At 72.1% G+C, this 13,261-nt stretch carries 12 protein-coding genes; 5 read left to right on the top strand and 7 right to left on the bottom strand.

Annotated features, from left to right (window positions below):
- The first annotated feature begins 17 nt into the window (after positions 1 to 17).
- The gene (locus ACZ6R6_RS22935) at positions 18 to 1,610 is read left to right on the top strand and encodes an alkaline phosphatase family protein (protein WP_470096343.1); all 1,593 of its coding nucleotides are present in this window, start codon (positions 18 to 20) and stop codon (positions 1,608 to 1,610) included.
- Positions 1,611 to 1,720: 110 nt separating this feature from the next.
- On the opposite strand, the gene ACZ6R6_RS22930 is transcribed toward ACZ6R6_RS22935, so the two are convergent.
- Both ACZ6R6_RS22930 and ACZ6R6_RS22925 read right to left on the bottom strand, forming a co-directional pair.
- Positions 1,721 to 2,353: a DUF47 domain-containing protein gene (locus ACZ6R6_RS22930; RefSeq protein ID WP_470096341.1), complete on the bottom strand. Its 633-nt coding sequence runs from the start codon at positions 2,351 to 2,353 to the stop codon at positions 1,721 to 1,723.
- Positions 2,350 to 3,288, bottom strand: coding sequence for an inorganic phosphate transporter (locus tag ACZ6R6_RS22925; protein WP_470096340.1), 939 nt, complete (start codon positions 3,286 to 3,288; stop codon positions 2,350 to 2,352). Before ACZ6R6_RS22925 ends, ACZ6R6_RS22930 begins: the two co-directional genes overlap by 4 nt.
- A gap of 417 nt (positions 3,289 to 3,705) precedes the next feature.
- Between ACZ6R6_RS22925 and purU the strand changes: the two genes are divergently transcribed.
- Complete coding sequence (gene purU, locus ACZ6R6_RS22920) at positions 3,706 to 4,560, top strand: formyltetrahydrofolate deformylase (protein ID WP_470096339.1); 855 nt, start codon at positions 3,706 to 3,708, stop codon at positions 4,558 to 4,560.
- A 51-nt stretch (positions 4,561 to 4,611) separates the two neighbouring features.
- On the opposite strand, the gene ACZ6R6_RS22915 is transcribed toward purU, so the two are convergent.
- Entirely contained in the window at positions 4,612 to 6,684 is a 2,073-nt protein-coding gene (locus ACZ6R6_RS22915; protein ID WP_470096338.1) for a prolyl oligopeptidase family serine peptidase, read from the bottom strand.
- 333 nt (positions 6,685 to 7,017) lie between these two features.
- Between ACZ6R6_RS22915 and ACZ6R6_RS22910 the strand changes: the two genes are divergently transcribed.
- The 3 genes from ACZ6R6_RS22910 to ACZ6R6_RS22900 are packed head-to-tail and all read left to right on the top strand — an operon-like array spanning position 7,018 to position 8,632.
- The gene (locus tag ACZ6R6_RS22910) at positions 7,018 to 7,527 is read left to right on the top strand and encodes an HNH endonuclease (RefSeq protein ID WP_012893753.1); all 510 of its coding nucleotides are present in this window, start codon (positions 7,018 to 7,020) and stop codon (positions 7,525 to 7,527) included.
- Between the two features lie 53 nt (positions 7,528 to 7,580).
- Complete coding sequence (locus tag ACZ6R6_RS22905; RefSeq protein WP_470096335.1) at positions 7,581 to 8,402, top strand: GNAT family N-acetyltransferase; 822 nt, start codon at positions 7,581 to 7,583, stop codon at positions 8,400 to 8,402.
- A gap of 14 nt (positions 8,403 to 8,416) precedes the next feature.
- Complete coding sequence (locus tag ACZ6R6_RS22900; protein ID WP_306866272.1) at positions 8,417 to 8,632, top strand: FmdB family zinc ribbon protein; 216 nt, start codon at positions 8,417 to 8,419, stop codon at positions 8,630 to 8,632.
- Here the strand turns inward: ACZ6R6_RS22900 and ACZ6R6_RS22895 are convergent.
- The 4 genes from ACZ6R6_RS22895 to ACZ6R6_RS22880 all read right to left on the bottom strand — a co-directional run bounded on the left by ACZ6R6_RS22895 (position 8,629) and on the right by ACZ6R6_RS22880 (position 13,157).
- Positions 8,629 to 9,543 carry a serine hydrolase gene (locus ACZ6R6_RS22895; protein ID WP_470096332.1) on the bottom strand — a complete coding sequence of 305 codons (915 nt, stop codon included), beginning with the start codon at positions 9,541 to 9,543 and terminating at the stop codon, positions 8,629 to 8,631. The genes ACZ6R6_RS22900 and ACZ6R6_RS22895 overlap by 4 nt on opposite strands.
- Positions 9,544 to 9,600: 57 nt before the next feature.
- A complete protein-coding gene (locus ACZ6R6_RS22890) occupies positions 9,601 to 10,107 on the bottom strand; it encodes a helix-turn-helix transcriptional regulator (protein WP_470096330.1) in 507 nt (168 codons plus the stop codon).
- 82 nt (positions 10,108 to 10,189) lie between these two features.
- The gene (gene ilvD / locus ACZ6R6_RS22885; protein ID WP_470096328.1) at positions 10,190 to 12,028 is read right to left on the bottom strand and encodes a dihydroxy-acid dehydratase; all 1,839 of its coding nucleotides are present in this window, start codon (positions 12,026 to 12,028) and stop codon (positions 10,190 to 10,192) included.
- 505 nt (positions 12,029 to 12,533) lie between these two features.
- Complete coding sequence (locus ACZ6R6_RS22880; RefSeq protein WP_470096326.1) at positions 12,534 to 13,157, bottom strand: nuclease-related domain-containing protein; 624 nt, start codon at positions 13,155 to 13,157, stop codon at positions 12,534 to 12,536.
- Positions 13,158 to 13,261: the final 104 nt, after the last annotated feature.

Raw genomic sequence — 13,261 nt, 5'->3', positions numbered from 1 at the left:
TGTGAGGAAGGACGTCCATGCGCTTACGCAACGCGGTGGTGGCGACGGCGGTCGCGGTCACGGTCCTGATCCCGGCGACGGCCCTGGCCGGATCCGGCACCCCCACGCCGGTGTCCCCCGACCCGGGCCCCACCCCCGAGAAGGTCCTGAACACCATGGCCGTCCAGGCCGCCCCCGTCCCGGTCCCGGACGTCCCGGACGGCATCAGCGCCGGCAAGGTCCTGGTGATCGGGGTGGACGGCCTGCGGCACGACCGCATCGCCGCGGCCGACGCGCCGAACCTCACCTCGCTGATCGCGCACGGCACCTTCGGCACCAGCCTGCTCTACACCCACCCGATGGCCGTCACCTCCAGCGGCCCCGGCTGGTCCACGGTCGCCACCGGCACGTGGCCGGACAAGCACAAGGTCAGGAACAACGTCTTCGCGGGCAGCCGCTACGACCTCCACCCCGACTTCCTCACCCGGCTGGAGAGGGTCGACCGGTCCTACTCCACCTACGCCGCCATGGACTGGAAGTCCCTCGGCGACCAGGGCACCTTCGGCGCCGGCATCGACGCGCGGATCGTCCTCAACGGAGACTCGGCCGGATACCCCGCCGAGGACGGGCGGATCGTCCAGGTCTCCGAGAAGGTGCTGGGTGAGCGCGACCCGGACGCCGCCTTCGTCTATCTGGGCGGCGTCGACATCATCGGGCACCGCAGCGGGGCCGGCAGCCGGGCCTACCTGGACGCGATCTCCACGGTCGACGCCTACGTCGGCCGTCTCCTCGCCGCGGTCCGCTCCCGTTCCACCTACCGCGACGAGCGGTGGACGGTGATCGTCACCACCGACCACGGCCACACCGACGCCGGCGGCCACGGCGGCTCCAGCGTCGAGGAGCGCCGCACGTTCGTCCTCGCCGCCGGGCCGGGCATCGCCGCCGGGGTCACCCCCTCCGACACCCGCCCGGTGGACGTGGCCGCCACCGTCTTCGGCCAGCTGGGCCTCCCGCTCCCGGCGGACATGGACGGCAGATCCGTCGCGCTGCGCTCGGCCGACCCGTTCGACCGACTGCCCCTGGCCGGACGGGCCGACGAGGAGGGCATCCCGGCCGAGGTCAGAGGGTTCACCCACACCGCGCCGGCCGGCTGGTCGGTGGAGAACCGAGGGCTGCCCTCCGGCGGTGTCGAGGAGTGGCGGGGCTGGTCCTTCACGACGGACGAGTTCTGGTCCCGCGCCCAGCGCGACCAGTGGCGGGAGCTGTTCGTCCGTGGCCGCGGCGTGTTCGCCGTGGCCGACTCCGACGAGTGGGACGACCGCCGCCACGGCACCGGCACCTTCAACTCCACCCTGGTCAGCGCCCCGTACTCCGTCGCCGGCCGGTCCTCGGCGCGGATCGGGTACGTGACCCACTACCGGCAGGAGGGCAGCCAGAAGGCCCAGGTCGTGGTCTCCTTCGACCGTGGCCGCAGCAAGATCGTGAAGGCCTACACCGCCGACGCCGTCGCCAGGGCCGAGACCCTCTCCGTCGCCGTCCCGGCGGGCGCCACCAAAATGACCGTCCGGTTCCGCTACTACGACGCCGACGACAACTGGTACTGGGCCGTCGACGACCTCCGCGTCACCTGACCCGCCGGACCGCCGGCCGCGCGGGTCCCCGTACGGCCAGCGGCCCGGGTCCGGCCCGTCCGCCGGCGCCGGGGGCGCTCCGGCCGGCCGCCGGCGCGGTGCCGCGCGGGTCAGCGTTTCATCGCGCCGTCGGCGATGGCGTCGGCGGCCTCGCTGATCGCCATGCCGACGATCTCCAGGCGCCGGACCAGCTCGCGCTCCTTCAGGGTCTCGGCGCTGATCGGGTCGGAGAAGATGCGGGCGATCTCGTACTGGTACATGCGCCGGATGGTGCCGCCGACCTTCTTCGCCTCCAGCGCGTCATGGGTGATCACCGAGGGGCGGGACGCCAGGCCGTTGACCGCGGCCTCCAGAGCCTCGATGCCGACGATCACCTGGTCGAGCATGGGGGCGAAGCGCTGCTGGTCCCGGACGCGGTAGAGATGCGACTCGCGGACGAAGTCGCGCAGGGAGTCCAGCACGTCGTCGATCGAGCGGGACAGCCGGAACAGGTCCTCGCGGTCGATCGGCGTCACCAGGGAGCCCGACAGCTCCTCCACCAGGCGGGCGCGTTCGGTGTCGCCGCGGTGCTCGATGGAGCGCATCCGCTCGTGGGCGTCGGTCCGGCCCATGTCACCCCCGATCATGGCCATGGCCAGCCAGGCGCCCTGTTTGGTGGCCTCCAGCTGCCCGATCAGCGCCTCGACGAGCACGCTGTCCATGCGGCCCGCCATCAGATCCCGCACCCGCCGCAGCCGCTTCACACGATCACCCCCCGGAGGATGAGCGCCGCCGCCGCGGCGAGCAGCCCGCTCACCGGCAGCGTCAGCATCCAGGCTAAGACGATCTTCGTTGCGGCGTGCCAGCGCACCCGGCCGGCGCTCTCGGCCATCCCGGCCCCGATGAGGGCGCCGGCGATCGTCTGGGTCATGCTCACCGGTGCGCCGATCGCCGAGCAGCCGATCACGGCGGCGCCGCTGGCCAGCTCGGCGGTCACGCCGTGCAGCGGGCGCGAGGCGATGACCCCCCGGCTGAGCGTACGGCCGGCACGCGGCAGGCCGTACAGGGCGCCGATCCCGAACAGCGCCGCCACGGCCAGGCAGACGGGGAGCGGAGGGCTGGAGAGGCCGAGGGTGAGCATGAAGACGGCCAGCATCTTCTGGCCGTCGTTGGCCGCGTAGGCCAGGCACTGCAGGGTGAACCCGGCCCGGTGCCACTGCCGCAGCGTGCGGCCGCGCGCCAGCCGTACGAGCAGCCGGATCGTCAGGATCGCCAGCAGCCCTCCCACGAACGGGGCGGCCATCGCGACCGCGAGCACGAACAGCACGGCGCCGCCCGAGACGGGCAGATCCCAGCCCAGGCGCGCACCGGTGAGGGCGCCCACGATGGCGAGGGTCAGGCTGGTGGGCAGCCCCCGGTTGTTGAGGGCCGCGACGACGGCCAGCGCGGCCAGCACGGCGACGGTCAGCGTGATCTGGCCGTAGGGGCCTTCCATGCCCGCCAGCCTGGTGGTGAAGGTCCTGGCGACCTGGTAGGTCACCAGGGGCATCAGCGCGACCGTGACCATCATCATGATCACACCGGTCACCGGCGGGATGCTGGGGATCTTCAGGCCGATCGCCAGGAGCGCGCCGCCGTCGTTGACCCCGGTGACGACCGCGAAGAGTCCGGCGAGCGACGTCAGGGCGACCAGGCTCACGCTTCCACATCCCAACTGAACGGCAGGTGAAGGACAAGGCCGGTCCGGCTATGGCGGCCTAGGCGGATGACGGCTGCCCTCGCTCGTGGTCCATGGGTAGCGTCCCCAGTGCCCCGATGAGGACATACCTACCCAGAGGTCGGGTGGATGATGGACGAAGAGCTCATTCTGTTGGACCCGGGACCGGCGTGCGCGGCTGGCCGGGGCAGAACCGGCTCCGGAGCATCTCGTGAAAGGGCGGCACCCGCGCCGCCGACCCGGAGGTGGGCGTGGCGCGGGTGGAGGTGGCCGGCGCGCTGTACTCTGCCCAGGTCGGTGCGGAGGCACCGGACGATCCGACCTCTTCGAGGGTGAAGGCATGAACGAGCGAGTCAGAAGGCCCGGCACGGGCTCCGGGACACCGGAGGGGGAGACCGCATGAGCTCCGCCGCCCAGTATGTGCTGACGTTGTCCTGCCCGGACCGGCCCGGCGTGGTGGCCGCGGTCTCCGGTCTCCTGGCCGCGCGGGGCTGCAACATCACCGAGAGCCAGCAGTTCGGGGACCCCGTCGCCGAGCGCTTCTTCATGCGGGTGCAGTTCGTCTCCCCGCTCTCCCACGCCGATCTCCGCACGGCCTTCACCGCGCTCGCCCCCGAGCTCGGCATGGAATTCAAGCTGCGCGACCTGGCCGTCAAGCCGCGCGTGCTGGTGCTGGTCAGCAAGTTCGGGCACTGTCTCAACGACCTGCTCTACCGCACACGCTCGGGCCTGCTCGACATCGAGATCGTCGGGGTGGCCTCCAACCACCCCGACCTGCGCCCGCTGACCCAGTCCTACGGCATCGACTATCACCACCTGCCGGTCACCCCCGAGACCAAGTCCCGCCAGGAGGCGGAGATCCTGAGCCTGGTCGACCACTACCAGGCCGACCTGGTGGTGCTCGCACGCTACATGCAGGTGCTGTCGGAGGACCTCTGCGTCAAGCTCGCCGGCAACGTGATCAACATCCACCACTCGTTCCTGCCGTCGTTCAAGGGGGCCAAGCCGTATCACCAGGCCCACTCCCGCGGGGTGAAGCTGATCGGCGCGACCGCCCACTACGTGACCGCCGACCTCGACGAGGGGCCGATCATCGAGCAGGAGGTCGCCCGGGTCAACCACACCCACTCCGCGGAGGACCTGGCCGCCATCGGCCGCGATGTCGAGTGCCAGGCCCTCGCCCGCGCCGTACGGTGGCACGCCGAGCAGCGGGTCCTCCTCGACGGCCACCGGACCATCGTCTTCCCGCGCTAGCCGGGCGCCGTAACCGTGGCGCGCCCCCGGCGGGGGCGCGCCGGGCGGCGACTACGCCGTCAGGCCCGTGTGGTGGGCGAGGAAGGTGAGCTGGTCGGCGGCGAGCTCGACGGTCTTGCTCACCGCGCGGGCGCCGTGGCCCACCTCGGTCTCGTTGCGGAGCAGGATCGGCCGGTCGGAGGACTGGGCGTGCTGGAGGGCGGCGCACATCTTCCAGGCGTGCAGCGGGTGGACCCGGGTGTCGGACTGGAAGACGGTGAACAGCGTCGCCGGGTAGGACACGCCCTCGCGGACGTGGTGGTAGGGCGAGTAGGCGTACAGCCACGCGAACTCGTCGGGCTTCTCGGCGGAGCCGTACTCGACGTTCCAGGTCGCGCCGAGGCCGAACAGCTCGTAGCGGACCATGTCGAGCAGCGGGGCCGAGCAGGCGACGGCGGCGTACAGGTCGGGGCGCTGGGTCAGGGCCGCGCCGACCAGGAGGCCGCCGTTGGAGCCGCCGGAGATGGCCAGCTGGGAGGCCGTGGTGACGCCGGTGGCGATCAGGTGCTCGGCCGCCGCGTGCAGGTCGTCGTAGACGTTCTGCTTGTTGGCGAGCATCCCCGCCCGGTGCCACTCCTCGCCCTGCTCGCCGCCGCCGCGCAGCTGGGCGATGGCGTAGGCGCCGCCCGCCTCGACCCAGGTCAGGATCGACGCCGAGTAGCCGGGGGTCATCGAGATGCCGAAGCCGCCGTAGCCGTACAGGATGGTCGGGCGCGGCCCCTCGACGCCGGGCTTGGAGATCACCAGCATGTGGACCTCGGTGCCGTCGGCCGAGTGGTAGGTCACCTGCTCGGTGTCGACGGCGGGCACCTCGACGGCTCCCGGGGAGGAGGCCCAGAGGCCGGTCTCGCCGGTGCGGGCGTCATAGCGCTGGATGGTCGGCGGCGTGGTGTTGTCGGTGTAGCCGAACCACGCCTCGTGGCCGCCCTCGGGGCGCTCACTGATGCCGCCGATGGTGCCCAGGCCGGGCGTCGGCACCTGTCCCACGCGCTCGCCGGCGACCAGGTCGTGGACGGAGATCTCGCTGATCGCGTGGCGGGTCCAGCCGACCAGCATGACCGGCCGGTCCAGGTCGTCGAGGATCGCGAAGTCCGACAGCACGGCCTCCGGGTCCTGTGGGATCAGGTCGCGCCAGTGTTCGTACTGGGGGGCGGTGGGGTCGGTCACGCAGATCCGCCCGCGCGGGGCGTCGCGGTCGGTGAACACGTAGAGCCTGCCGTCGCGGCCGAAGCTCAGGGCGGTCTGGGCGTCGACGTCCTCCTGGACGACGACGAGGTCCGGCGACTCGGGGGAGGAGGCCGACAGGTCGGCCACCCACAGGTCGTTGCGCGGCGCCGTGCCGCGGGAGGCGGAGATCTGCAGCCAGCGGCCGTCGCGGGAGACCGCGACACCGTAGTAGTTGGTCTTCTCCATGCCGGCACCGAAGATCAGGACGTCGTCCTCGGTGGAGGTGCCGACCTGGTGCAGGTATACGCGGCGGTGGAACTGCTCCTCACCGTCGGGCACCTCGGTGGAGGGGAGCCTGCGCACGTAGTAGAAGGCCTTCCCGCCGGGGAGCCAGGCCACGGGGGAGTAGCGGCACCGGTCGATCGGACCCTCGATCCGGGCGCCCAGCGCGACGTCCATGAGGTAGAGGCTCGACTCCTCGTCGCCGCCCACCGAGATCTGGTAGGCGAGCAGGCGCCCCTCCTTGTCGGGCTGCCACGAGTCGAGCGTGGTGAGGCCGGTGGGGTCGAGCGCCGTCGGGTCCAGCAGCGCCCGCTCGGTGCCGTCGGGGTCGACGGTGTAGAGCACCGCGTGCTCCTGCTCCGGGGTCCGTCGCATGAAGAAGCGGCGCTCCCCGCGCCAGACCGGTGCGCCGACCGAGCCGGACCTGAGCAGCTCGGCGATCCGCGTCTTGAACGCCTCTCGTCCGGCGAGTGCCCCCATCTCGGCCGCGAAGAGCTTCTCCTCCTCCGCCAGCCACGTCGTGGTGGCCGGATCGTCGGGGTCCTCCAGCCATCGGTAGGGGTCGGGGACGGGGGTGCCGTGCAGGTCGTCGACGAGCGCGTCACGGCTGGCAGGAGGGTATGGCTGTCGCGTCATGGCAGGAACCCTACGACCTCCCGGCGACGGCGCGGACCCATTGCGCGAGAGGCGTATTCGATCCGCCGCCGGAGGAGTTAAAAACTAGTAATGCGGGCATAAAACGTACCAGGCGTCCCTTCAGTCATTTATGGGTGGCTCATTTATGAGTGGCGGGAACGATGATGCAGAAGCCAAACTTGGTTGAGGACGGTGCCGTGGTGACCATCCGCTGGGCCGTCCGGCGGAGGTCCTCGTGACGGAAGCACCAGGGCCCCAGGAGGGGCCGCCAATCGGGGCACGCGACGGCGTGCCCCCTCAACTGACGCGCCGTGCAGCGGGAAAGGCCCGCTGATGCGCCAAGTCCTGCTGTTGAACGCCACCTACGAACCCCTGACCACTCTCTCCCTGCACCGCGCGGTCGTGCTCGTGCTCAGGGAGAAGGCGGACGTCGTGCACCGCGACGGGCGGGGCGCCGTGTTCCGCTCGGCGAGCCGCACGCTCGACGTCCCGTCGGTGATCAGGCTTCGCCGATATGTCCGTATCCCTTACCGGTCACGGATCCCGCTGACCCGGACCGCGCTGATGCGCCGGGACGACTACCGGTGCGCCTACTGCGGCCAGCGGGCCGAGACCATCGACCACGTGATCCCGCGCTCGCGGGGCGGCCCGCACACGTGGGAGAACTGCGTGGCCTCGTGCACCTCGTGCAACCACCGCAAGGCCGACCGGATGCTGGAGGAGCTGGGATGGACGCTGAGCGTCGTCCCGGTGGTGCCACGGGGCGTCCACTGGCGGCTGATCGGCGCGCACAGCGTCGGCGACCCCCTGTGGGCGCCCTACCTCGCGGAGAGCGCGGCCTGACCGCGGCCTGATATCCGTTCGCCCCGGCCCATCCGGTTCGGCACAATCGACGTATGGGATGGACGTTCACCTCCGATGCCGAGGTGTATGCCGGGGCGGCGGAGCCGTGGCTGCTGAAGGACCCGGTCCGCAACACCGTCCCGCTCACGGTCCTGCGCGGCATCCGCAGCGGCCTGTGGGGCGACGACGTGCTGCTGGCCTGGCTGGAGCGCGACGGCGAGACCGTCGCCGCGGCGAGCCAGACGCCGCCCCATCCGCTGCTGCTCGCCGACGTCCCCCCGGAGACCGTCCGCGGGCTCGCCGCCCGCCTCATCGAGGACGAACGGGTGATCCCCGGCGTGTCCGGGCCGCTCGCGCAGGCCGAGGCGTTCGCCGACGCCTGGTGGCGGCCCGAGGCCGGGCGCCGCTCCGAGCGCCTCTACCGGCTCGACGCGCCCGTCCCGCCGCGGCCGCCGGCCCGGGGAGCCCCCCGCACGGCCACCATCGACGACCTCGGGCGGCTGGTCGGGTGGTTCGGCGACTTCCTGGCCGAGGCCGGCGGTGTCCTGCCCGCTGACCTGACCTCGCTGGTGGCCAGCAGGATCAACCGCGAGGAGCTGGTGCTGTGGGAGGCGGACGGGCTGCCCGTCGCGTTCGCCGGGCTCTCCTCGCCCATCGCCGGCATGTGCCGGGTCGGCCCCGTCTACACGCCCCCGGACCTGCGCCGGCGGGGATACGGCGCGGCGGTCGCCCACGCCGCGACGGCCGTGGCGCTGGCCGCCGGCGCCACGGAGGTGCTGCTGTTCACCGACCTGTCCAACCCCACCTCCAACTCGATCTACCAGGCGATCGGCTACCGCCCGGTCGCCGACTACGCCTCCATCAGCTTCACGTGAGTAATCTGTCTGTCATGCCGCGCTATGACTTCCGCTGCCGCGCCTGCGGATCCACCTTCGAGCTCTCCCGTCCGATGGCCCGCTCCGGTGAGCCCGCGCTCTGCCCGCAGGGCCACGACGACACCGTCAAGCTGCTGTCCACGGTCGCCGTGACCGGCGGATCCGGCGCCCCGGCACCCCGGCCGGGCGGCGGCGGTGGCGGCTGCTGCGGTGGCGGCTGCTGTGGCTAGGTCCCCCGCCGGGGCTCCGGGTCCCCCCTGAGCGCGCCGACCACGAGCCGGGCGACGCGCTCGACCGTGGCGATCCCCGTGTCCTTGCCGGGGCTGCGCTCCGACAGCACGGCTACCAGCAGGTCGTGGCCGTCCGAGCGGAGTCTGCCGATGCTGTTGACGGTCCACAGGCCGCCGTGCACCCGGGCCGGGAGCCAGCCGTTCTTCAGCGAGACGAGGTCCTCGGCGGACGCCGCGGCGCTCACCCCCCACGCCTGGCCGGGGACGACCGACGACATGAGCCTCGTGGCGAAACGGCGGTTGGCCGCGCTGACCGGCCCGGCCGGTGAGCTGAGCGCCCAGAGCACCCTGAGCTGCTCCGACGGCCCGCCCCTGGTCGCGCCCCAATAGGGCCACGGGGCCGGCCAGGTGGCGGTGACCCCGATCTCGTGCAGCACCCGGGCCAGCCCGCGCCGGCCGCCGACCGCGGCGTAGAGCTCGCTCGCGGCCTGGTTGTCGCTCCGCCTGATCATCACCCCGGCGCGGGAACGCTCGTGGCGGGTCAGCGGGCGCCCGGCCGCCTGGGCCCTGAGCAGCAGCGCGGTCAGGATGCCGGCCTTGGCCACGCTCGCCAGCAGGAAGGGCGCGCTGTCGTGGTAGGTGTAGCCGGCCCCGGTGACCAGGTCGAACGCCGCGGCCGCCACACGGCCGGGCCGGTCCTCCAGATAGCCGTCCAGCGCCCTGGTGAGGTCGCGGCGCTCGGCGGGGCCGGGGACCGCCGCGCCACCGCCGGGCGTGGCGACGGCGGGGGGCGGCGGCGCCCGCCACACCCTCCGCGCCGGGGCGGTCCCCGGCCCGGCGGCCGGTGTCCACGCGTGACAGGCGGCGATCGTCGTCACGGCGACGACGAGGGAGGCCCACCGAACCCTCATGGCCGGAGTCTGTCACCCGGCCGGCCTGATCCGGCCGAGTGACAGGTCAAGGTCCGGCTATGCGGCGCGCTCGTTCTGCAGGGCGCGCCGCCTGCCCTGGAAGGGCAGGAAGCGGTCGGCCAGGTAGGGGCGGGCGGGCTGGAAGGTGGGCTCGGTGGCGACGATCCGGTCGAACCGGAAGGCCCTGATGCCGTGCCGCAGGCGGCACATGCCCACGAGATACCAGTAGTCGCGGTGGACCATGCAGGTCACCGGGTCGACGTCGCGGACGGTGATCCGGCCGGTGACGTCCCGGTAGTGCAGGCGGACCACGAGACGGGAGGTGATGGCGTTGGCGATGGTCCGGGCCCGGTCGGCGACCGGGTCGGGCATCGGGTCGATGAGGGTCGCGAGCGTGGTGGCGATGACTTCGTCGTCGAGCTCCATGTGCTCGAACGCGTGGCGCAGGCCGCTGCGGGCGGCGTTGGCCTGCGGGCCCGAACCCAGGTGCGCCAGGGACAGGGCGAGGGCGGCGATCTCGGCGGTCGTCAGCGGGCTGGCGGAGGGCTTCATGACGTTAGCCATACCCTGATCATAGGGACGGGCACCGACATTTTTCGAACTTCTTGTCGGGTACGGCGGACCGTACCCGACAGGTAAGGCGGCGTCAGCGGGAGAGCTGGGACAGGTCCCGCGAGGCGCCGGTGGAGGCCGAAGTGGTCATCGCGGCGTAGGCCTGGAGCGCCGCGCTCACCGGGCGGTGACGGTCGCGTGGCCGGTAGCCGCCCAGGTCGGCGACGAGCCGCTCGCGGCGGGCCGACAGCTCCTCCTCGGAGACCTTCAGCTCGATCGACCGGCCGGGGATGTCGATCTCGATGAGGTCGCCGTCCTCGACCAGGGCGATGGCGCCGCCCTCGGCCGCCTCGGGGGAGGCGTGGCCGATGGACAGCCCGCTCGTGCCGCCGGAGAAGCGCCCGTCGGTGACCAGCGCGCAGGCCTTGCCCAGGCCCTTGCCCTTCAGGAACGAGGTCGGGTAGAGCATCTCCTGCATGCCCGGCCCGCCCTTCGGACCCTCGTAGCGGATCACCACGACGTCGCCGGCCTTGACCTTGTTGTTCAGGATGCCCTCGACCGCGTCGTCCTGGGACTCGAAGACCACGGCGGGCCCGGAGAAGCGCCAGATCGACTCGTCGACCCCGGCGGTCTTGACGATGCAGCCCTCGGTGGCGATGTTGCCGTAGAGGACGGCCAGGCCGCCGTCACGGGTGTAGGCGTGCTCGGAGTCGCGCACGCAGCCCTCGGACCGGTCGAGGTCCAGCGAGTCCCAGCGGGCCTCCTGCGAGTAGGGCTTGACGGTGCGGACGTTGCCGGGGGCGGCGTGCCACAACTCCAACGCCTCGGGCAGCACGCCGGCCGACTGCGGGTCCCAGGCGTCGAGATAGTCGCCCATGGTGCCGCCGTTGACGGTGTGCGCGTCACGGTGGAGCAGGCCGGCCCGGTCGAGCTCGCCGAGGATGGCCGGGATTCCACCGGCCCGGTGGACGTCCTCGACGTGGTATTTCGCGGTGGCCGGGGCGACCTTGCACAGGCAGGGCACCCGCAGCGAGATCTCGTTGATCTCCTTGAGCCCGAAGTCGACCTGGGCCTCGCGGGCCGCGGCGAGGATGTGCAGGATCGTGTTCGTCGAGCCGCCCATCGCCACGTCCAGCGCCATGGCGTTCTCGAAGGCGTCCTTGGTGGCGATGCTGCGCGGCAGGACCGTCTCGTCGTCCTGCTCGTAGTAGCGGCGGGTGATCTCCACCAGCTGGCGCCCGGCGTCCTGGAACAGCTTCTTGCGCGCCTTGTGCGTGGCCAGGATCGTGCCGTTGCCCGGCAGCGCCAGGCCGATGGCCTCGGCGAGGCAGTTCATCGAGTTGGCGGTGAACATCCCGCTGCACGAACCGCAGGTCGGGCAGGCGTTCTCCTCTAGCTCCAGCAGCTCGGCGTCGGAGACGGAGTCGTCGGCCGAGGCGATCATCGGGTCGATCAGGTCGAGCTTCCGGCCCGGCGTCTTGCCGGCCTCCATCGGGCCGCCGGAGACGAAGACCGTGGGGATGTTGAGCCGGAAGGCGGCCAGGAGCATGCCCGGAGTGATCTTGTCGCAGTTGGAGACGCAGATGAGCGCGTCGGCGCAGTGCGCGTTGACCATGTATTCGACCGCGTCGGCGATCAGCTCGCGGCTGGGCAGCGAGTAGAGCATGCCGCCGTGGCCCATCGCGATGCCGTCGTCGACCGCGATCGTGTTGAACTCGCGCGGGATCGCGCCCGCCTCGCGGATCGCCCCGGCCACCACGTCGCCGACCTCGCGGAGGTGGACGTGCCCGGGGACGAACTGGGTGAAGCTGTTGGCCACCGCGATGATGGGCTTGCCGAAGTCACCGCCCTCCACACCCGTCGCCCGGAGCAGGGCCCGGGCTCCGGCCATGTTCCTGCCGTGAGTGACCGTACGAGACCTGAGGGCGGGCATGAGGCTTCTCCCATCATCGAAACCGAGTCTTCAAATGGTACGGCTACCGCCCGGTGCTTGAGACGGCTGTCCACAACACGAGACGCGCGGCCGTCGACCGCCTGGTGGGCGGTCGCGGCGCCGAGCCGCTCCCCGGTGGCGTGCCGTGAAGGTGTCCGGACGTCGACGGGAACGTCTCCGGCCGCCGGCGGGAGCGGCGGAAGCGCTGAGGCGGCGACCGGTGGAGCCGAGGTGTGCCCGGCCCTGCCACCGACCTTACCGAACGCCCCGCGCCGGACGCCCCGCGGCCGTCCGTGACCGCGCCGGGTCACGGAGGTGACCGCCTCGGCCACGGAGGCTGTCGCGTCGGATCCCGGCCGTGGCGGACGCCTGGTCCCGGGCGTGGGGCGCGGGCGCGGGCGAGGGGAGGGCGCGGGCATGAAGGACGGGAGCCGCCGGCGCCCGGCCGGAGACTCCCGTCAGGGGTTACGGAGGGTCGCTCCCGGGGGCCGGGGCGCCTCCGAGGTCAGGATTCGGGGTAGCGCGCGGGCAGGACCTGCTCGGCGGCCCGGTAGATCTCGTCGATCTCGGTGTCGGTGAGTGACCGTTCGCGCTTGGTGATCCATTTGCGGACACGGCTGCCGTCGAAGACGTCGACCTCGCGGACGTTGAGAATCTTCCAGGGGATCGCCGGGCCGTAGATCGCCAGGGACGGGACGATCGTGACCTCGTGGCCCAGCGCCTCACCGATCAGCTCGGCCGCCTGGGACGCCTCCCAGCGCGCCTCGTCGAGGCGGGGCTTCTGGTTGAACGGCCCATGGAACAGCTTGCGGTGCGACTGGACGCGGACCGGCAGGCGCTTGTCCCATTTCTCCGAGTCGACGGCGTAGATCCCGGTGGGGCCCACGACCAGGTGGTCGATCTGGGCCTCGCTGTTGGGGATCGCACGGGCGTGCAGGGTGCGGTAACCGCCCCGCTCCAGCCGTTTGAGCTGGGCCTCCGTGCGCCGCTCCGCGACCGAGGCGCGCCGCCAGGCGGGCACCGTCGAGTTGGACCGGGCGTGCAGCACCGTGTCGACGATCGCGGCCACGACGGCCGCGGTGACCCCCAGCCGCCAGCTCGCGAGCAGGATGCCCGCGACCACTCCCACGCCGACCGCGATCAGGGCACGGCGCCGCAGATGGCGGTATTTGGGATGGTCGAGCAGGCTGCGCAGGGAAGCGCGCTCAACGGGCGCGTATGTTGACGCGGGCG

This window comes from Streptosporangium sp. NPDC048886 (assembly GCF_055586905.1).
This window is presented reverse-complemented; position numbering and strand designations above follow the sequence as displayed.

What these genes read in the sequence shown, in the direction of transcription:
- ACZ6R6_RS22900 (WP_306866272.1), top strand. Translation starts at nt 8,417, where the DNA reads ATGCCGCGCTATGACTTCCGCTGCCGCGCCTGCGGATCCACCTTCGAG.
- ACZ6R6_RS22935 (WP_470096343.1), top strand. Translation starts at nt 18, where the DNA reads ATGCGCTTACGCAACGCGGTGGTGGCGACGGCGGTCGCGGTCACGGTC.
- ACZ6R6_RS22890 (WP_470096330.1), bottom strand. Translation starts at nt 10,107, where the DNA reads ATGGCTAACGTCATGAAGCCCTCCGCCAGCCCGCTGACGACCGCCGAG.
- ilvD (WP_470096328.1), bottom strand. Translation starts at nt 12,028, where the DNA reads ATGCCCGCCCTCAGGTCTCGTACGGTCACTCACGGCAGGAACATGGCC.
- ACZ6R6_RS22905 (WP_470096335.1), top strand. Translation starts at nt 7,581, where the DNA reads ATGGGATGGACGTTCACCTCCGATGCCGAGGTGTATGCCGGGGCGGCG.
- ACZ6R6_RS22915 (WP_470096338.1), bottom strand. Translation starts at nt 6,684, where the DNA reads ATGACGCGACAGCCATACCCTCCTGCCAGCCGTGACGCGCTCGTCGAC.
- purU (WP_470096339.1), top strand. Translation starts at nt 3,706, where the DNA reads ATGAGCTCCGCCGCCCAGTATGTGCTGACGTTGTCCTGCCCGGACCGG.
- ACZ6R6_RS22895 (WP_470096332.1), bottom strand. Translation starts at nt 9,543, where the DNA reads ATGAGGGTTCGGTGGGCCTCCCTCGTCGTCGCCGTGACGACGATCGCC.
- ACZ6R6_RS22910 (WP_012893753.1), top strand. Translation starts at nt 7,018, where the DNA reads ATGCGCCAAGTCCTGCTGTTGAACGCCACCTACGAACCCCTGACCACT.